The 18,199-nt window shown below is 59.7% G+C and carries 16 protein-coding genes; 8 read left to right on the forward strand and 8 right to left on the reverse strand.

Features of this window, described 5'->3' with window-relative positions:
• Positions 1–13: 13 nt before the first annotated feature.
• From ACODS3_RS22625 to ACODS3_RS22645, 5 genes are all read right to left on the reverse strand, one after another.
• Positions 14–3,520 (reverse strand): Dyp-type peroxidase, encoded by a 3,507-nt coding sequence (locus tag ACODS3_RS22625; RefSeq protein WP_489036358.1) that lies wholly within the window; start codon positions 3,518–3,520, stop codon positions 14–16.
• A gap of 303 nt (positions 3,521–3,823) precedes the next feature.
• Positions 3,824–4,678, reverse strand: coding sequence for a pirin family protein (locus ACODS3_RS22630; RefSeq protein ID WP_489036360.1), 855 nt, complete (start codon positions 4,676–4,678; stop codon positions 3,824–3,826).
• A gap of 100 nt (positions 4,679–4,778) precedes the next feature.
• Positions 4,779–5,999, reverse strand: coding sequence for a beta-ketoacyl-ACP synthase I (fabB, locus tag ACODS3_RS22635; protein WP_201002522.1), 1,221 nt, complete (start codon positions 5,997–5,999; stop codon positions 4,779–4,781).
• Positions 6,000–6,009: 10 nt separating this feature from the next.
• Positions 6,010–6,525: a 3-hydroxyacyl-[acyl-carrier-protein] dehydratase FabA gene (gene fabA, locus ACODS3_RS22640; protein WP_025260620.1), complete on the reverse strand. Its 516-nt coding sequence runs from the start codon at positions 6,523–6,525 to the stop codon at positions 6,010–6,012.
• Positions 6,526–6,747: 222 nt separating this feature from the next.
• Positions 6,748–8,649 (reverse strand): ATP-binding protein, encoded by a 1,902-nt coding sequence (locus tag ACODS3_RS22645; protein ID WP_489036363.1) that lies wholly within the window; start codon positions 8,647–8,649, stop codon positions 6,748–6,750.
• Between the two features lie 309 nt (positions 8,650–8,958).
• Here ACODS3_RS22645 and ACODS3_RS22650 point away from each other — a divergent pair, with 309 nt between their 5' ends.
• The 8 genes from ACODS3_RS22650 (at position 8,959) to ACODS3_RS22685 (ending at position 15,204) form a co-directional block, all read left to right on the forward strand.
• Positions 8,959–9,984 (forward strand): NAD(P)H-dependent glycerol-3-phosphate dehydrogenase, encoded by a 1,026-nt coding sequence (locus ACODS3_RS22650; protein WP_489036365.1) that lies wholly within the window; start codon positions 8,959–8,961, stop codon positions 9,982–9,984.
• Positions 9,985–10,009: 25 nt separating this feature from the next.
• The gene (locus tag ACODS3_RS22655; protein WP_201002515.1) at positions 10,010–10,354 is read left to right on the forward strand and encodes a DUF4389 domain-containing protein; all 345 of its coding nucleotides are present in this window, start codon (positions 10,010–10,012) and stop codon (positions 10,352–10,354) included.
• A complete protein-coding gene (gene sixA / locus ACODS3_RS22660) occupies positions 10,351–10,806 on the forward strand; it encodes a phosphohistidine phosphatase SixA (protein WP_025260616.1) in 456 nt (151 codons plus the stop codon). Before ACODS3_RS22655 ends, sixA begins: the two co-directional genes overlap by 4 nt.
• A 100-nt stretch (positions 10,807–10,906) precedes the next feature.
• Complete coding sequence (locus tag ACODS3_RS22665; protein ID WP_489036366.1) at positions 10,907–11,350, forward strand: hotdog fold thioesterase; 444 nt, start codon at positions 10,907–10,909, stop codon at positions 11,348–11,350.
• A 121-nt stretch (positions 11,351–11,471) separates the two neighbouring features.
• Positions 11,472–12,281, forward strand: coding sequence for an alpha/beta fold hydrolase (locus tag ACODS3_RS22670; RefSeq protein ID WP_304575408.1), 810 nt, complete (start codon positions 11,472–11,474; stop codon positions 12,279–12,281).
• A complete protein-coding gene (locus tag ACODS3_RS22675) occupies positions 12,278–13,132 on the forward strand; it encodes an alpha/beta fold hydrolase (RefSeq protein ID WP_489036367.1) in 855 nt (284 codons plus the stop codon). The genes ACODS3_RS22670 and ACODS3_RS22675 overlap by 4 nt, the downstream gene beginning before the upstream one ends.
• 127 nt (positions 13,133–13,259) lie before the next feature.
• The gene (locus ACODS3_RS22680; protein ID WP_374005010.1) at positions 13,260–14,090 is read left to right on the forward strand and encodes a DUF4892 domain-containing protein; all 831 of its coding nucleotides are present in this window, start codon (positions 13,260–13,262) and stop codon (positions 14,088–14,090) included.
• Positions 14,091–14,136: 46 nt separating this feature from the next.
• The gene (locus ACODS3_RS22685; RefSeq protein WP_201020618.1) at positions 14,137–15,204 is read left to right on the forward strand and encodes an AI-2E family transporter; all 1,068 of its coding nucleotides are present in this window, start codon (positions 14,137–14,139) and stop codon (positions 15,202–15,204) included.
• A gap of 24 nt (positions 15,205–15,228) precedes the next feature.
• Here ACODS3_RS22685 and xopAW read toward each other — a convergent pair whose 3' ends face one another.
• The 3 genes from xopAW to ACODS3_RS22700 form a co-directional block, all read right to left on the reverse strand.
• A complete protein-coding gene (xopAW, locus tag ACODS3_RS22690) occupies positions 15,229–15,978 on the reverse strand; it encodes a XopAW family type III secretion system calcium-binding effector (protein WP_489036370.1) in 750 nt (249 codons plus the stop codon).
• A gap of 114 nt (positions 15,979–16,092) precedes the next feature.
• A complete protein-coding gene (locus ACODS3_RS22695; protein ID WP_304575411.1) occupies positions 16,093–17,130 on the reverse strand; it encodes a sensor histidine kinase in 1,038 nt (345 codons plus the stop codon).
• Positions 17,127–17,876, reverse strand: a complete 750-nt coding sequence (locus ACODS3_RS22700; protein ID WP_201020616.1) for a response regulator — start codon at positions 17,874–17,876, stop codon at positions 17,127–17,129. Before ACODS3_RS22700 ends, ACODS3_RS22695 begins: the two co-directional genes overlap by 4 nt.
• Positions 17,877–18,199 lie beyond the last annotated feature (323 nt).

Below are 18,199 nucleotides of genomic sequence, written 5' to 3' on the forward strand. Positions count from 1 at the left end.
GCGGGTCAGCGGATCAGGGCGTGAAATACTGGCGGCGCTGATGCTGCTCCTGGTGCATGGGGAACATCACGGCGTAGAACTCGGTCCAGCCCCCCATGCGCACGCGCAGCAGGTCGTAGCGTTCCGGGTCCTTGCTCGCCGCCTGGTAGGTGGCAAGGTCGGCGCAGGTCAGCGTGATCAGGTTGGAACCCGTGCCACCGTCGGCATACACGCGCAGGAAGCGTTTCAGGTCTTCCAGCGGGAAGTTCTCGGAGATGTTCATGTCCACCGGGGAAGCGTTGGATAGCCCGTAGTCAATGGCATCGTTGCGCCAGCTCTCTAGCGACTGGTAGATGTTGCGGAAGGCCGGTGCTGCCGCCAGATCCTGCGGTGCCGGAACGGGAGACAGGTCGGACGCAATGGGCATGCCGTTGCGGCGGCCATCGGCCGTGGCACCGCAGGGCGCGCCATCGCCCACGTAGCCCTCGAAGGTGCCGATGCCCGGTGTGACGACGAATTCAAACTGGCCATAGGTTTTGGCAATACCGTCCAGTACCGGCTGCAATGCAGGATGGGGCTGGCGGATCACATCCACGCACAGGCGGATCAGGTTGTCCATCACCCAATTGCCCAGTTCGTCCACGTCCTTGTGGCCGCTGCCCCACTTGGGCAACTGCAGGGCTACGTCGCGCCATTCCTGGTAGCGGCGTGCTCGCTCGCCCGCCGCCGCAGGCCCCATCAACTCGTTCTGGTACGGCTCAACCGGGGTATAGCCCCAGTCGTTGATCAGGCAGTCCACCAGCTCGGGAAGGGTGGTGATCGCCGTCTCGCGGTCGTACACCAGTTTCTTGATCGCATACAAGGAGTCGATGGTGTTGGAGACGCCCACGCACAGCGGCGCAATCATGTGAAAGCGCGCTCCGGCGTTGGTCAGGTCGCGGCCCGACTCGATACAGCCATCGATCAACGTGGACAGCAGGGGGCTTGGGCAGATTTCGCCCAGATTGCCGTAGCCACCCAGGATGACGTTGTAGGTCTGGATCACTAGCCATTCCAGCTGGTGCAGGAACTGCGACTGCAGCTTTTCAAAGCTGTCGATCTCGTGCGCGGGCGGAGAGCGGAAAGTCTGCTTCAGGCCGCGCAGGTAGATCGGCCCGGCCGAGCCATAGGTGGCTCCCTGGTTAAGCGCCTGTTCCAGCGCCGCCATCGGCGTAACGTTGGCAAACGCAAACTCGGTGGCGCCCGCCAGCATCGGCTCGTAGCAGCCATCGGCAGCGTAATCGCGAGACCAGCTCAGCGACACGTCCTTGCCCGAGCGGCGCAGCGCTTCGCACAGCTTGTCATCCTGATACAGAATGGGGTGCGCACCGCCTGCCAGCAACGACTGGGCCGCTGCGTCCAGAACCTCTTGGGGCATGTCCTTGTAAACCCGCAGCGAAAGAGTGGGCGCGTTCACCGGTATGCGGCGGGCAGCCTTCAGGCACAGCATGGTCACCGGGTTGACGCCGCCGGTAGGCTCTGCATCGTCATTGGCCACATAGCCGCCCACCGTGATCTGCTGCACCCACTGGTTGATGCCGCCCCCCTGCGGGAAGTTACCGCCCAGCCCGCACACCGCCGTGGTGCCGTAAGTGACGTAGTCGGTGATGTTGGCCCGGTTCACGAAGGCGTTCTCGCCCATTTTCAGCCACAGGCAATCGACGATCTCCTGCGCACGGGCTTCGTCCAGCGGATGCTTTTGGAGCAGCGGCCACAAGATCTGGTCCAGTCGCCCAAGGGCTGTCAGTTCGCCCAGCAGGTGCAGGCAGCAGTGGAAGGAAAAGATCAACTGTACGCCATCATGGAAATCACGCGGCGGCTCGCTGCTCAGGTGGCGCAGGCGCGCAGCCACGTCACGCATGTTCTGCGCATCTTCCGGTGCTGTGGTCTGGGCTGCTGTTTGTTCGGCATGCTCCGCCCAGTTGAGCAGGTAGCGCTGCACGCCTTCCAGTGACCAGATCGCTCCCTGATAGAACTCCTGCTGCGCTGCTGACAGGTCAGGCTGTGCCCGCTTTTGCTGCAGTTGCGCCAACAGGCCGCCCAGGCCCAGATCGACCAGACGCTGGTAGTGCGGCACCACATGGCCCATGGCCGACCATTCGTTGAGCTCGCCCTTGAGCCAGGCCGCAATGGTCTCTTGCTCGCTCAGGTAGGGCACCACTTCCTTGCCGCGCCCCAGCGTGAAGTCGGGAATGATCCCCACCAGCAATTCTTCGGGGTAGATGCGCAGCAACTGGTTGTCACGTGCCAGTCGCGAGTGCGGGGACGAGAGCAGGTCGGCCAGCGTCTTCTGGTTGGCCAGCCCTTTGCGCAGCAAGGCCGATCCCTGGAGTACCGGCGCTTCGTCCGGTGTCACCAGTGCGGACAGGTGCGGCAGGCGTGGAAAGGGCTGACGGCGCAGCCAGCCGTCGCTCCAGTGCGAAAAGGTACGACCCAGCAATGCCAGCAGGCGGGGGGCGGGCGGGTCACCCGGTGCGTAGCCGCCTTCTGCCATCTGGTGCAGATAGTCCTGCGAGTTGTAGAACATGTAGCCATTGGAGCTGCGCACATCCCAGTGCGGATCTTCCTCGGTATCTGCCACGCTGGCCACGTGCGCCACGTCCAGCTCTGCCGCCGCCGGTACATACCAGTAGGCACCCGCGACTCCCTGCACCACGCTCATCAGGCGATCGACAGGACGGTCGGGCATGTCACCCATCAGATGATGCAAGATCTTCTCGAAACGCTCCTGCTCATTGCAGAAAGCCACGAACATCAACCCTGCCTCACGCCCCGCGTGACCGGCCTGTTCGCCAAATGGCAGCGCCTGGCGCAGCAGCTTGCGGTTATTGCCATTGGCATCACGCACATGGGCGCGGTGGATATGCGCATCCGCAGGCCCTTGCGGCAGGATTGCTCCATCCGTATCGCGGCCGATCATGGCGTCTTCGCTGTCCGGCGACATCGCGGCAATGGTGCGCCAGTCAAACAGGAATTTCTGGGTGAAGGCGAACGACGCTCCTGCATATGCGTCGTCCAGCAAGATATCCTCGGCCAGACTGACTGGATCGTTGGGGTTGGTAATGCCATCCAGATAGCGGCCGCCGATGACACGGCCATCCTCGCGCTTTCCAGCCTCTACCACCTCGATGTGGCTGGCCAGTGCCTCCAGTGCGGGCCTGAACTCGCTCACCAGGCGGCTCGCCGTTTCCGCATCGGGTGCTTTCAGGAACAGCAGCACATCTCCGCCGGTATCGCGCAGTTTGGGTGAATGGTTGAGCACCTTGCGGCTGACCGGAATCTCGCGGCCCTGCCAGCGGCCCCACAGTTCTGGCGCAAACGCAGTCACCAGCCCCGCAGGCTGGGTCGCAGCTTCGCTGGCCTGGGCCAGCTTGCGAACCACATCCAGCACCGCCTGCTGGCTGGCAGGTCCAGGGTCGCGGAGCGTGATGGTGAGAATCTGGCCGAATAAAGGCCGCAATAAAAGACCGCGCTGAGCTCCCTTGACGATGTTGGCAAACATGCGACTTCCTTGCGATGAGGATTGAGAAGAAGCAACGCTCGTAACGAAGCGGTGCTCTGGAAACAAGACTGCGGAGTGGGCGGCGATTGATGGCACTTTATACCCCACGACTTGGGGCGAAAATTAAACCAAATGTAAGAAATGCGCCAACGGAATATGAAGTCGTCTTATTGACCCGATGAGCCCGTCTATACGGGCTCATCGGGTGCTACAGGTGGCGATCTCGGAGACGCATGGCTGTCATGCTTCTATCGGATGTACTGGCCCTTCGCGCATGAATTCGTCCACACCATTGTGTGATGCTTATTCAGGCAACTCGATCCTGCCAATTTCCCCCAGCACAGTCGGCCAGTCTCCTGCAGCCCAGCGAGCTTTTGCCTGTTCTATCAGCGCCTTGTCGCTGGCCACGAAATTCCAGTTCATGCGACGCGGGCCGTCCAGTGGTGAGCCTCCGATCAGCACCGCATGGCAATCACTTTCTGCACAGAGGTTCACCGTCTGGCCTGGGTCCAGCACCACCAGGGTTCGTGCTGTGACAGGTTCGCCATCCAGCGATGCTTCTCCCTCCAGTACATACAGTGCTCGTTCCTCGTGCTCGGTAGGGATCTGCAATGTCGTGGCGTTCTGCAGATGCAGTTCGGCGTACAGGGTCGGTGAAAGCACTTCTACAGGTGAGGTCAGGCAAAAGCCGTTGCCCGCGATCATGCGAATACGGATTCCTGATGTTTCACTGCAAGGCAGGCTTTGTGCCGGGTGATAGCCATAATGGCCATTTCCCTGTTCATGTTCCCTGGGTGATGCCAGCCAGACTTGCAGGCCATGCAGGTGCGAGCCGCTGGCGAGAAGCGGGGGAGGAGTGCGTTCGATGTGGGCGATGGCGCTGCCCGAGGTCATCCAGCTGACGTCACCGGGGCCGACCAGTTGGTCGCTGCCCAGGCTGTCCTTGTGCTGTAGCTGGCCTTCAAACAGATAGGTCAGGGTCGAGAGGCCGATATGCGGGTGTTGGCGAATATCCATGCCGTTACCCGGTGCGTAGCGGGTTTCCAACATGTGATCGAAAAAGACGAAGGGGCCGACGCTTCTGCATTTTGCCGAGGGCAGGGGGCGCAGGATCGGTTGTCCTTCCACGTCTTCGGCACGCGGGGTGATGGTGAGCATGAGGCCTGTCTCTGCAAGTCGTGGCAATGCCCAAGCATATCGCAGGCATGAAAAAGGCGCCTCGAAAGGCGCCTTCTTCATTACTTGCTGCGAGGGCGTATTACTTGCCCTGCCAGCGCTTCATGACCAGAGTGGCGTTGGTGCCACCAAAGCCGAAGCTGTTGCTCATGACCAGATCGAGCTTGGCATCTTCGCGAGTCTTGAGCAGGATCGGCATGTCGGCGACAACCGGGTCCAGTTCGTCGATGTTGGCGGAGCCGGCAATGAAGTTGTTTTCCATCATCAGCAGGCAGTAGATCGCTTCGTGAACGCCAGCAGCGCCCAGGGAGTGGCCGGACAGGCTCTTGGTCGAGCTGATCGCTGGAGCGTTGGTGCCGAAGACTTCACGAACACCTTCCATCTCCTTGGCGTCGCCGACCGGAGTCGAGGTGCCGTGGGTGTTGAGGTAGTCGATAGGGCCGTCAACGGTGGACAGAGCCATCTTCATGCAGCGAATGGCGCCTTCACCGCTTGGGGCAACCATGTCGTAGCCGTCGGACGTTGCGCCGTAGCCAACGATTTCTGCATAGATCTTGGCGCCGCGTGCCAGAGCGTGTTCCAGCTCTTCAACTACGACCATGCCGCCACCGCCGGCGATGACGAAACCGTCACGCTTGGCGTCGTAGGCGCGGGAGGCTTTTTCCGGGGTTTCGTTGTACTGGGTGGACAGAGCGCCCATTGCGTCGAACAGGAACGACTGGGTCCAGTGCTCTTCTTCGCCGCCGCCAGCAAAAACGATGTCCTGCTTGCCCAGCTGGATCTGCTCGACTGCGTTACCGATGCAGTGGGCGCTGGTGGCGCAGGCGGACGAGATGGAGTAGTTCACGCCCTTGATCTTGAACGGAGTGGCCAGGCACGCCGAAACGGTGCTGCCCATGGTCCGGGTGACGCGGTAAGGGCCGACACGCTTGACGCCTTTCTCGCGCAGAGTGTCCAGTGCTTCCATCTGGTTCAGAGTGGAGGCGCCGCCGCTGCCAGCGATCAGGCCGGTACGCACGTTGGAAACCTGATCTTCGCTCAGGCCGGAATCGGCAATGGCGTCTTTCATCGCCAGGTAGGCATAAGCTGCCGCGTGGCCGACGAAACGGTAGATCTTGCGATCGATCAGTTCTTCGAGGTTGAGGTCGATGGAACCGGAAACCTGGCTGCGCAGACCCATTTCGGCATATTCCGGATTGAACCGGATGCCAGGGCGGTTGGCACGCAGGTTGGCGGTGACGGTCTCTTTGTCATTGCCCAAGCAGGAAACAATGCCCAGACCAGTGATAACGACGCGGCGCATGCGATTACCCTTAGAAGTTTTCAGTGGAAGTGAAGACGCCGACCCGCAGGCCTTCGGCGGTGTAGATCTCGCGACCGTCGACAGTAACCGAGCCATCGGCAATGGCCAGGTTCAGCTTGCCTTTGAGGACGCGCTTGATCTGGATGTTATAGGTGACTTTCTTGGCGCTTGGCAGGACCTGACCGAAGAACTTCACTTCGCCCGAGCCCAATGCACGACCACGGCCTGGCAGACCCTGCCAGCCCAGGAAGAAACCGACCAGTTGCCACATGGCATCGAGGCCCAGGCAGCCTGGCATTACCGGGTCGCCTTCAAAGTGACAGGCGAAGAACCACAGGTCTGGATTGATATCCAGTTCAGCGACCAATTCACCTTTGCCGTACTTGCCGCCCTCTTCGCTGATGTGGGTGATGCGATCAACCATCAGCATGTTGGGGGCAGGCAGTTGCGCGTTACCTGGTCCGAACAGCTCGCCGCGACTGCAGCGCAGCAGGTCTTCCCGGGTAAAGGCGTGTTGTTTGGTCATGCGAGCTCCTCAATAATCTTTGTGCGGCAGGATGGGGCGCCACTGGCCCTATCGCCAGTCCTGGCGGACTAATTCGCCAGGACTCTGTCCGGCAGCCTACTCATAGACTGTTGCGTTGAAGTGAAAGTCACAGCGCAAGGGAAAATCAAAGTACACCTGTGCACTGAAATACGTCATTCGACCGATATCACTGGGCGGTTCGATCCCCAAGACTGCCGCAATTTAGCATTTATCGCCAGTCGCAGCCGCCCGAAAGGATAGCCAACGTTGTAAAACCTGCTGTAAATCAGCATGTTTGAAGGGCTTTGCCAGGTAGTCATCCATGCCCGCCTGTAAACAGGCGTCACGATCACCCTGCAGGACATTAGCCGTCAGAGCGATGATCGGCAACTCGCCGAGCCCCGAAATTTGCCGGATTCGCCGGGTTGCTTCATAACCATCCATGACCGGCAGTCGGCAATCCATGAGAATCAAGGCGTAATTTCCCGCGCCTGCCTTGATCACGGCCTGGGCGCCGTCGACCGCGACATCCACCTTGCAACCCATGTTGTGCAACATCGCCATGACCACCGTGCGATTGACCGGGTTGTCCTCGACCAGCAAGACACAGTGTTCCTTGCCGCATTCATCGATGTTCAGAAGCGGTTGCGCCTTGTCGGCTGCCGCCATGCTGCACAGCAACAACGGGATCTGCAGGGTAAAGACCGAGCCGATACCTTCTTCGCTCTGGGCATGCAGGGTTCCGCCCATGCGCTCGGCCAGTGTGCGGGCAATGGGCAGGCCCAGCCCGGTGCCACCGTAACGCCGCGAAATGGAGCTGTCGGCTTGCTTGAAGGCATCGAACATGGACTCCAGCCGATCGGCATGGATACCGATCCCGCTGTCGCGCACAGTGCATACGAAGCGCACATGATCGCTGTCCAGGTTTTCCCAGCCCACTTCTATACGCACACTGCCGACTTCGGTGAACTTAAGGGCATTGCCGATCAGGTTGACCAGTATCTGGCGAATACGGGTCGGATCGCCCATGACGTTCAGCAGCTCAAGGCCGGGTTGTATGTGGCGTTCCAGCAGCAGGTTGCGTTGCTGTGCGCTATGGCTGAAGGCCAGGGTCGAAGCGTTGACCAGATCGGCGAGGTTGAACGTGATGCCTTCTATTTGCAGGGCGTCGCGTTCGATGCGTGAGAAGTCGAGAATGTCATTGATGACCCGTAGCAGGTGCTCGGTGGACTCGGTGGCCAGCGCTGCATATTCGGCCTGCTCGTCGGTCATCCGGGTTGTTTCCAGCAGTTGCAGCATGCCTAGCACGCCATTCATCGGGGTGCGCAGTTCATGGCTCATCATCGCCAGAAAGTCGGATTTGGCGCGGTTTGCCTGCTCGGCTTCTTCCCGCGTCTGGATCAACTGGGCCATGGAACGTTGCTGCTCGGTGCTGGCCTTGTCCAGATTGAAGGCCAGATTATTGATGTGCCTGGCCAGAGCCCCCAGCTCGGCATCGTCGCTGACCGGCAGGGGAGTGTGGTAATCACCTTTCTGTATTGCCTTGAGGGCTTCGCCCATGTCGCTGATCGGTTGTGACAGGCTCAGGGCCAGCCGTCTGGCCAGAAGAAAGGTAAACAGCAGGGCGAACAGCGCCAGTATGCCGGCCTTGAGAAGAATTTCCTGCTGGCGCTGGCTGAACGCTTCGCTGGACATGCCTACCAATACCCGCCCCAGATAACTCTCCGATGTCGCGATGTTGTGGTTCGCGCCTGAATGCTGCGAGTGGATGGGCGCCTGGAATGTTTCCGTCTGCAAGGAGTGATTGGCGCTCTGATGCGGTTGCTCGATGTAGATCAGCACATTGTTGTCGCTGTCCTGAATTTCCACATAGCGGACATTGGGCATGGACAATGTGGCGCGCATCAGGCTTTTAAGGGTTTCGATATCCCCGAGAATGACCCCGGTTTCCGCCGCCGGTGCCAACTGGTTGGCGATCAATTGCCCGATATGATTGAGCTCCTGGCGCAGATCCTGAATCCGCACGAAGGTAAAGAAGCTGACCAGCAGCAGTGTCAGGATCAATGCCGGACCCAGGCTGATGATCTGTGTGCGGGTATTGATATCCCAGTGACGCAGTTTCATTGGCTGCGTACCGTCTGGGCCGGGAGGCGGTCCGGTAAATGGAGGGTTGCGTCCATGCTTCTGGGCTCTGTGGTTCGGGTCATAGCATTTGCGTCAGTGGCTCAGCGTAAAAGCCAAATGCCACGATCATCCATGCTGCATCGGCGCATGTTAACCGAGATGGGCGCGATTTCCATGGAACTTGTGTGACCGCAACGGGCTCAGGTCCATGACTGATGGCGTTTCTGACAGCGTTTGTCGCTGGCCGATGCGCCAGCGCTCCGTATAATGCGCCATCGCCAGTTGAATGGCCCCTGGATGGATTGGTTTATGACCACGCAGCAACCTGTAGCGGTTCTTGGTGGCGGCAGTTTCGGCACTGCCATTGCAAACCTGTTGGCGCAGAACGGTCATCAGGTTCGTCAATGGATGCGCGACCCGGAGCAGGCCCAAGCGATTCGCGACAACCGTGAAAACCCTCGTTACCTCAAGGGCATCAAGGTCAGGCCCGAAGTCGAGCCGGTCACTGACCTCACCGCCACTGTCGAGGCGTGCGAGCTGATTTTCGTCGCCTTGCCTTCGAGTGCCTTGCGCGCCGTGCTGGCGCCCCATGTCGAGCGTTTGAACGGCAAGATGCTGGTGAGCCTGACCAAGGGCATCGAGGCTCAGACTTTCAAGCTGATGAGCCAGATTCTCGAAGAGATCGTTCCAAAGGCGCGCATCGGCGTGTTGTCCGGCCCTAATCTGGCCCGTGAAATCGCCGAAGATGCGCTGACCGCAACCGTGGTCGCCAGCGAAGACGAAGAACTGTGCCAGCGGGTCCAGGCCGCGCTGCATGGCCGTACCTTCCGTGTCTATGCCAGTAATGACCGTTTTGGCGTCGAACTGGGCGGTGCCTTGAAAAACGTCTATGCGATTATTGCAGGCATGGCTGTTGCCCTGGGCATGGGCGAAAACACCAAGAGCATGCTGATTACCCGTGCCCTGGCAGAAATGACCCGCTTTGCGGTCAGTCAGGGCGCCAACCCCATGACTTTCCTGGGGCTGGCCGGGGTCGGTGATTTGATCGTGACCTGTTCCTCGCCCAAAAGCCGTAATTACCAGGTCGGTTTCGCATTGGGGCAGGGCCTGACCCTGGACGAAGCAGTGAGCCGCCTGGGCGAAGTGGCCGAAGGGGTGAACACACTCAAGGTACTCAAGGTCAAAGCGCAGCAGGTCCAGGTCTATATGCCGTTGGTCGCTGGCCTGCATGCAATTCTTTTCGAAGGTCGTACGCTCAATCAGGTCATCGAAGCGTTGATGCGCGCAGAGCCCAAGACGGACGTCGATTTCATATCAACCACGGGTTTCAACTGAATTCAAACTCATCAGGGAGAATGTCTTGAACGAATCGAAAATCCAGAAAAACGAATCGATCCTGCTGCGCATCCTGTGGATGCTGTTGTTCGCCATCGTCTGGCAGGTCGCGGAGATTGTCCTGGCGGGTGTCGTGCTGGTGCAGTTGGGCTATCGCCTGATCTATGGGGCGCCCAGCGGCAGCCTGATGAACTTCGGTGACAGCCTGAGCCAGTTTCTGGCACAGATCGGGCGCTATGGCACTTTTCATAGCGACCAGAAGCCCTGGCCATTCGCCGATTGGCCGACGCCTCGTGCTCCAGAGGGCGAGGCTGCGCATTATGTCGAGCCTGCGCCGCATCCGGTGCGCGATGAAGAGCCAAAACTGTGAAGGTCTGGGTACTGCGCCATGGAGAGGCGCAATCCCGGGCACGCAGCGATGCCGAGCGTGAGCTGACGGCCCATGGCCGCGAAGAGGTGCTCAAGAGCGCCGCGCATCTGCAGGGCAAGCCGCTGCAAAGAATCGTGGCCAGCCCTTACGTGCGTGCGCAACAGACTGCCGAACTGGTTCGTCATGCGCTAGGGTTCAGTGAGCCGATTGTGACCGTGCCCTGGCTGACACCCGACAGCGATCCCCGTCAGGTCCTGAGTCACCTTGATCTTCAGGCTGACGATGACGTCCTGTTGGTCAGTCATCAGCCCCTGGTCGGCGCATTGATCGGTTTGCTGGCACACGGCAGCTATCAGCATGCCCAACCCATGAGCACCGCCAGCCTTGCCGAACTGGAAGGCGAATTTGCAACGGCTGGAGGCATGACACTGCTGAGTGTCCGCCACGTCTGAATCACTGACGCATGTGGAGCGACTTCAGTTGCGAGCCCCTTTCGCGAATAGATTCGCTCCCACACAGCATGATTGAGTGCATCTATAAAAAGGATCGAGCATGACCCTATGGCGTGAAACCCCCAATCTCGAAAGCCTCAATGCAGGTCAGAAGAACACCATTGGCGAAGTGCTGGATATTCGCTTTGACTCGTTCACCGACGATTCACTGACCGGCAGCATGGTGGTCGATCAGCGTACCCATCAGCCTTTTGGTCTGTTGCATGGCGGGGCGTCGGTGGTGCTGGCCGAATCCCTTGGGTCTGTGGCCAGTTTTCTTGTGGTCGACACCAGCAAGTTCTTTTGCGTGGGCCTGGAGGTCAATGCCAACCATTTGCGTGGTGTTCGCAGTGGGCGAGTGACGGGCGTTGTGCGTCCGGTTCATATCGGTCGCACGACCCATGTGTGGGATATCCGCATCAGCAACGAAGATGGCAAGCCCTGCTGTATCTCTCGCCTGACCGTCGCGGTCGTTCCTCATGGTCAGGAACCGCCTGCACGTTGAATGCCGACACTCCGGCCAGTTCCATGGCCGGAGTGTCACCTTCGATGGCACTTCCAAGCGTTGCCGTACCTTTGGCGCAGTGCGCACAATCGCCACAGATTCAGCCATTGGATGCGCCGGCATGTCGCAACATATCTTCTTTGCTCACGCCAACGGTTTTCCGTCGGCGACCTACGGCAAACTGTTCACCGCGCTGGCGCCGGAGTACTCGGTTGCCCATCTGGAACAGCATGCCCATGACCCTCGTTTCCCGGTCGATGACAACTGGCTGAATCTGGTGGATGAACTGATCCATCACCTGCGCGAGCAGCCGGGGCCGGTCTGGGGTGTCGGGCATTCCCTGGGGGGCGTGCTGCACTTTCATGCGGCACTACGCTGTCCTGAGTTGTATCGTGGCGTGGTGATGCTTGATTCGCCGGTCCTGAGCCTGGTGGACCAATGGATGATCCGCGCCGCCAAGCGTTTTGGTTTCATCGACCGCATCACACCCGCAGGCCGTACTCTGGGGCGCCGTGAGGCCTTCAGCAATGCCCAGGCGGCCCGTGATTATTTCTCCAGCAAGACGCTGTTCCGCCGTTTCGATCCAGACTGTTTCGATGCCTATCTGCAACACGGCCTGCAAGCCGATGGCGAACAGTTGCGCCTGCGTTTCGATGCCGCCACGGAAATCAGCATCTATCGCAGTATCCCGCACACGAGCCCCAAGCCGTCGCGACAGCTCAGCGTGCCGTTGGCCATGGTGCGTGGCAAGCACAGCCGGGTGGTATTGCCGCATCATGGCTATCAGGCCAGACGCCTGCGTGACGGTGAATGCCTGTCGATGCCGGGCGGCCACATGTTCCCGCTGGAGCGGCCCACCGAGACGGCGCAGATGCTCAAATCATTGTTTACCCGTTGGGATGCCCGACGCATCGAGGTCACCGGCCCATGAGCCATGCAGTAGAAGAAGTTCGCCTGAGTCTTGGGCATATCGAGCTGGCTGCGCATCTGTTCGGCCCTGAAGATGGTCAGCCAGTGATCGCCTTGCATGGCTGGCTCGATAACGCCAACAGCTTTGCCCGACTGGCACCCAGGCTTGAAGGCCTGCGCATCGTGGCGCTGGATCTGGCTGGTCACGGTCATTCCGATCATCGTCCCGCAGGCGCGAGCTACAATCTGGCGGATTACGTGTTTGATGTGCTGCAGGTGGCCGAGCAATTGGGCTGGCAGCGTTTTTCCCTGCTCGGGCACTTGCTGGGCGCGATTATCTCGGTGATTCTGGCGGCTTCGATGCCTGATCGGGTTCATCGTCTGGCCTTGATCGACGGCCTGTTACCGCTGACCGGCGAAGCTGACGAGGCGGTGGATCGCATGCGGATGTCCATTCAGGCGCAACTGGCCTTGCCCGGCAAGAAAAAGTCGGTGTATCCGGATCAGGAGCGCGCCGTGGAAGTGCGCATGAAAGGCATGGTGGCGGTCAGTCGTGAAGCGGCGCAATTGCTGGCCCAGCGTGGGCTCATGCCGGTTCCGGGCGGTTACACCTGGCGTAGCGACAGTCGCCTGACGCTGCCTTCGGCCGTTCGTTTCACTCAGCAGCAGGCCATGAGCTTTATCGACGGTATCCAGTGTCCGACACAATTGGTAATGGCTGAAGGCGGAATGCTGGCCAAGAACCGGGACCTGTTGTCGGGCCTGCCATTTCAGGTCTCGAGCTTGCCTGGCGGGCACCATCTGCATTTGAATGACGAGGCGGGCGCACGCTCTGTTGCAGACTGTTTCAATCGCTTTTTCGCTGCGTCTTGACTTGCAACAGGCAACTGTCGACGCTGCAAGGATTGAAACAGGAGTCAATCATGATGGACCAACCTATTGCCTTGTATATTCGCCTCAGCGGCGACGTTGCCCATTTCATTTCTCGCCTTGCAAGTCGATGAGAGCATCCATGCGTTTATCCAGTGCTCCATTTGTCATGTTGTGCGCTTCACTGTTCAGCGCCCTGGTGTCTGCCGCCGATGTGCCGGGTAGTCATGACCTTAATATCGTGCCGCGTCTGGCTGATGCGGAAATCGTCGATTACCGCCCAAGTGCTGATCTGGAGCGTATCTATCCCATGGGGTCTATCCGCAAGATCAGCGGCCAGTTACGTTTTGATGGTCAGGTCAGCGCCCGCGGCAGTCTCACTTCGGTGACCTACCAGTTGCCTGCCGAGCACGCTTCCGACGAAGCGTTCACGGCTGCCCGTGAAGCCTTGCAGAAACAAGGTGCCGAGCTGTTGTTCTGGTGTCAGGCCCGTGATTGCGGGGAAAGCAGCCTGTGGGCCAATGAGGTTTTCGGTAATTCCAAGCTTTATGGTGCCGATGACCGACAAGCCTATCTGCTGTTGCGACTGGCTGAGCCTGACAATGAAACCCTGGTGGCCTTGTACAGCATCACTCGCGGTAATCGCCGGGCTTATCTGCATGTAGAGCAATTCACGGCTGCCGCGCCTCTGGGTGAGTTGCTGCCGACATCCGCCACCTTGCTGCGTCAGCTCAGAAGCACCGGCAGGCTCGATATGCCAAGGCTGGGTGGCGAGCCGCAGGAGAGCTGGGTGACTTTGCTGTCCCGGGGGCTGAATCTGGACAGCACCTTGCGTGCGACGGTTTCGGGTGTTCATGCCGAAGCATGGCGTGAAGCTCTGGTTGCCAAGGGTGTACGCGCGGCACGATTGGAGACGGGCAGTGTCGATAAAGCGGGTCTTGTCATTGAAGTGATCCGCTAGTCTTTGTACAAGACATTCGCTGTTCTTATTTTCATAGGTGCCCTCCATGTTCAATAACGACCGCCTGCTGGTGCAGATCCTGTTGTTGGTGCTGTTTGGTGCCTGTCTCTGGGTGATGGCGCCATTCTGGTCGGCACTGGTCTGGGGGGCTGTGCTGGCGTTCGCCAGTTGGCCGCTGATGCGTTTACTGACTCACTGGTTCAAGGGCCGTGAATCACTGGCCGCGTTGGCGATGAGCCTGTGCTGGATGTTGCTGGTGGCGGCACCGTTGGTCTGGCTGGGTTTCAACCTTGCCGATCATGTGCGGGACGCAACGGCGTTCATCAAGGATGTTCAGGTCGACGGGCTGCCTGATCCTCCGGGCTGGCTGGCAGGCATTCCGTTCGTGGGTGAGCGGCTGGTGGGCATCTGGAACACCATCGATCAGCAAGGCGCGGCATTCATGGCTGCTGCCCGGCCTTATCTGGGCGAAGTCGGCAACTGGTTGCTTGCCCGTAGTGCGCAGATCGGTGGCGGCATTCTCGAACTGACCCTGAGTATCGTGTTCGCTTTCTTCTTCTATCGCGATGGTCCAAGGCTTGCGGCTTTTGTGCTCAGCCTGCTGGAACGCTTGATCGGCGACCGCGCCCAGTATTATCTGGATCTGGTTGCCGGGACGGTGCAGCGGGTGGTCAATGGTGTGATCGGTACCGCCGCAGCCCAGGCAATCCTGGCCTTGATCGGCTTCCTGATCGCGGGTATTCCCGGTGCGCTGGTGCTGGGCATCCTGACGTTCGTGTTCAGCCTGATTCCCATGGGGCCGCCGCTGGTCTGGATACCGGCTACCGCCTGGCTGGTCTGGCAGGGCGAGTACGGCATGGCGGTGTTTCTCGGTCTTTGGGGCACCTTCATCATCAGTGGGGTCGACAACGTGCTCAAGCCGTACCTGATCAGCCGTGGCGGCAACCTGCCGTTGGTGATCGTTCTGCTGGGGGTATTCGGCGGTTTGCTGGCGTTTGGTTTTATCGGCCTGTTCATCGGGCCGACGCTGCTGGCGGTTGCCTATAGCCTGTTGACCGACTGGGTCGCCGGGGAAAAGATCATCAAGACCAAGCGAGAAGATCCCGCCGCGTGATGTGCATCAGCGGCGGTTCTCGTGTCAGGCAGCAGTGTCGAGGTATTTACCGATAGGCTTGCTGCCTTCGGTGTCATAACGCTCGCCCAATGCGGCAATCATCTTGCTCAAGGCCTGGGCGGCCACTTGATTGGCATTGGTCTGTTCGCTATTGCTGTTGCTCTGGCTCAGGGCCGTGGCCAGTTCGGTGGCGCTGATGCTGTCGTCACTGTCCGTATCCAGGGCGCTGAACAGGGCTGCGCTGTCAGTGCTGCCGACATTGGCATTCTGTGCAGGTGGCGGGCCGGCCGGTGGCTGTTGCGGTTGCAGGCTGGCTGTCAGTTCTTCAAGGCTGACGGTGCCGTCTTCGTTGGTGTCCAGAGCATCGAACACTTTGGTGCTGTCGGCAGTGCTGCCCGCATTGGTCAGGCCAGTGGTCAGCTCGTCACTGTTGATCGAGCCGTCGCCGTCAGTGTCCAGCGAGCTGAGCAAGTCTTCGGCTATATCCGTGGCAGGTGGAGGCGGCGGTGGTGTCAGGGCTGCCAGCTCATCGGCATCCAGGCTGTCATCATCGTTACTGTCCAGGCTGCTGAACGCTTCGCTCAGGCTGACGGTAATTCCATCTTTCTTGTCGGAGGAGAGCGCCGAGCTCAGTTCGTCCTTGTTGATGCTGCCATCACCGTCGGTATCGAGCTTGGCCAGCAACTCTTCCTGAAACTTCTTGCTGTTTGTGCTTGAAGTCAAACTGCTTGAGCTGGTGTAGCTCGAATAACTACTGCTGATACCACTGATCATTGGGCTGACTCCCATGAGGTTGATAGGTCCGATGGCGGTGCACCGGCTTATGAAGCCTCAGGGCGTCAGTTGTCGTGGGGATGTGGGATTTGTATCGGGCGGGATACGCGCTCGTCAGGCCCGTGGCAGATCGAGTACGACCGTCAGGCCACCGCCGGGCGTCTCTGTCAGGTACAGCTCGCCGCCCATGCGCCAGGCTGCCTCGCGGGCGATGGTCATGCCCATGCCGACGCCGCCGGAGTTGCGATTGCGCGAGCCTTCCAGGCGATAGAAGGGCTCGAATACCGTCTCGTGAAACTCGGGCGCAATACCCGGCCCACGGTCGATGACCGAAATCTTCACACGACTGGCCTGGTCCTGAATATCGATGTTCACACTGCCTGCATAGCGCAGCGCATTGTCGATCAGGTTATGCAGGCAGGAACGCAACGCCATCGGTTGCGTCTTGAGTGGCTTGCACTGCCCCTGGTATTGCACGTCATCGCCGTTGTCCTGAGCGTTCTCGGCCAGGGACTCGATCAGTGCCTGCAGGTCTAGCTGTTGCAGTTCTTCACTCTTGCGATGCTCATTCAGGTAGCTCAGGGTGGCGTCGAGCATGTTGATCATGTCGTCCAGATCCTGAGTCATCTGGCCATGGAGTTTGGGGTCTTCGATTTTTTCGACACGCAGTTTCAGGCGTGAAAGCGGTGTGCGCAGGTCGTGGGAGACGGCTGCCAGCATGCGTCCGCGCTGCTGCATCTGCTCGCGAATCTTTTGCTGCATCAGGTTGAAGGTGTGAGCCGCATTGCGAGCCTCCCTGGGGCCGGTCAGCTCCAGAGGCGGGCTGTCGAGGTTTTCACTGAGGCGTTCTGCCGCTTCGCTCATGCGTTGCACAGGACGGCTCAGGGCCTTGGCCCCATACCAGGCGGCGATGACCAGCGTGATCAACTGAAAGCCCATGACTGTCAGAGGCCCCCGCCAGAATGATGGCCTGCGAGGGACGCGCTCCTGAGAAGTGCCGTTGGCGTCCTGCTGAGCGAAGGGCGGTGCCTCCCTTGGCGGTGGCGGGCCGTATTGCGTGAACCAGATGAATGCCAATACATGCCCGAGCAGGATCGCAATCAGCGCTCCACCGAACAATCGTGCAAAAAGTGTATCGGCTGATCTTATCAAGCGAGTTCCCTGGCATCGAAAAGGTAGCCTTCGCCGCGCACAGTCTTGATCAGTTGGGGATTCTTGGGATCGTCCCCCAGCTTCTGGCGCAGGCGCGAGACCAGCAGATCGATGCTGCGGTCGAAGGCCTCAATGGAGCGGCCGCGGGCGGCATCGAGCAGTTGCTCGCGGCTGAGCACGCGATGAGGGCGTTCCAGAAATACCCGCAACAGACGGAATTCGGCGTTGGAGAGCGGAACTACCAGGCCATCTGCGGCGATCAACTGACGCAGGACGCTGTTCAGGCGCCAGGCATCGAAACGTACGGTGGTGCGCTGCTCGCTGCGCTCGTCGCGCACCCGGCGCAAGACTGTCTGGATACGAGCGACCAGTTCGCGAGGCTCGAAGGGCTTGGCCATGTAGTCGTCGGCACCCAGCTCCAGCCCGATGATACGGTCGGTGGGCTCGCAGCGGGCTGTGAGCATCAGGATCGGAATATCCGACGTGCTGCGCAGCCAACGGCACAGCGACAGACCGTCTTCGCCGGGCAGCATCAGGTCCAGCACCACGACATCAAAGGTTTCCTCGGCCAGGGCCTGACGCATCTGTGTGCCGTCGGTAACGCCTTTGGACTGGATGTTGAAGCGGGACAGGTAATCGCAGAGCAGTTCACGAATGGCCACATCATCATCGACGATCAATGCGCGGATATTCCAACGCTGTTCTGGTGACGAGTTATCGGTATTGCTGTCGGGGATTGCTTGCATAGTGCGACTGCTGCCTTGTGATGCCGCCATCACTGGCCGCTATTGAAGATCAACGCTCCCGTCATGCTACTTCGCCACGGGACGCGGCGAAAGGGTGTCGCGGGAGAATGTCGTGGGCATGTCGTGAATGTATTCAAGTTGGTACAAATCCCCAAGGCCCCTCCCACAAATGACATCTATGCCTTAACCGATCGGGATTACTTCTAAAGAGTCGGCATTCTTTACGCCGTCTTTACGCCCCTCGCTACCTGTCGCTCTCGTTCCTTTACGCCTCTGCTGAGGACAATTGCTCCCAAGCGGCAACCGCCGTAGCGACGGAGAAT

Source organism: Pseudomonas sp. FG43 (assembly GCF_057809175.1).

Bases quoted from the DNA above. Each gene is read 5' to 3' on its own strand.
- ACODS3_RS22625 (WP_489036358.1), bottom strand. From the start codon at position 3,520: ATGTTTGCCAACATCGTCAAGGGAGCTCAGCGCGGTCTTTTATTGCGG.
- ACODS3_RS22630 (WP_489036360.1), bottom strand. From the start codon at position 4,678: ATGCTCACCATCACCCCGCGTGCCGAAGACGTGGAAGGACAACCGATC.
- fabB (WP_201002522.1), bottom strand. From the start codon at position 5,999: ATGCGCCGCGTCGTTATCACTGGTCTGGGCATTGTTTCCTGCTTGGGC.
- fabA (WP_025260620.1), bottom strand. From the start codon at position 6,525: ATGACCAAACAACACGCCTTTACCCGGGAAGACCTGCTGCGCTGCAGT.
- ACODS3_RS22645 (WP_489036363.1), bottom strand. From the start codon at position 8,649: ATGAAACTGCGTCACTGGGATATCAATACCCGCACACAGATCATCAGC.
- ACODS3_RS22650 (WP_489036365.1), top strand. From the start codon at position 8,959: ATGACCACGCAGCAACCTGTAGCGGTTCTTGGTGGCGGCAGTTTCGGC.
- ACODS3_RS22665 (WP_489036366.1), top strand. From the start codon at position 10,907: ATGACCCTATGGCGTGAAACCCCCAATCTCGAAAGCCTCAATGCAGGT.
- ACODS3_RS22670 (WP_304575408.1), top strand. From the start codon at position 11,472: ATGTCGCAACATATCTTCTTTGCTCACGCCAACGGTTTTCCGTCGGCG.
- ACODS3_RS22675 (WP_489036367.1), top strand. From the start codon at position 12,278: ATGAGCCATGCAGTAGAAGAAGTTCGCCTGAGTCTTGGGCATATCGAG.
- ACODS3_RS22680 (WP_374005010.1), top strand. From the start codon at position 13,260: ATGAGAGCATCCATGCGTTTATCCAGTGCTCCATTTGTCATGTTGTGC.
- ACODS3_RS22685 (WP_201020618.1), top strand. From the start codon at position 14,137: ATGTTCAATAACGACCGCCTGCTGGTGCAGATCCTGTTGTTGGTGCTG.
- xopAW (WP_489036370.1), bottom strand. From the start codon at position 15,978: ATGATCAGTGGTATCAGCAGTAGTTATTCGAGCTACACCAGCTCAAGC.
- ACODS3_RS22700 (WP_201020616.1), bottom strand. From the start codon at position 17,876: ATGCAAGCAATCCCCGACAGCAATACCGATAACTCGTCACCAGAACAG.